At 67.5% G+C, this 231-nt stretch carries 1 protein-coding gene; it reads left to right on the forward strand.

Annotated features, from left to right (window positions below):
- Nucleotides 1-25: 25 nt before the first annotated feature.
- Nucleotides 26-231, forward strand: a 206-nt coding sequence (locus ASG00_RS16750) for an MBL fold metallo-hydrolase (protein ID WP_235559130.1), incomplete at its 3' end; no start/stop codon positions are given.

Here is a 231-nt window from a genome sequence, read left to right on the forward strand (position 1 = left end):
ATCCGCATCGTTGTTGACTCGCTTCATGCGAGTGACCAAGCATCTGCACGCCGCGCTGACCGTCGAGAACGAGGGGAAGACCCTCGTGGTCGACCCCGGCTCGTTCACCACCCCGCTCGAGGGGCTGCGCCATGTCGTGGCGATCGTGGTCACGCACGAGCATCCCGACCACTGGACCCCCGAGCACCTCACCCGGCTGCGCCGCGACCACGGCGACGTGCCGATCTACGC

The organism is Microbacterium sp. Leaf351 (assembly GCF_001423825.1).
GTDB classification, from domain to species: Bacteria; Actinomycetota; Actinomycetes; order Actinomycetales; family Microbacteriaceae; genus Microbacterium; species Microbacterium ginsengisoli.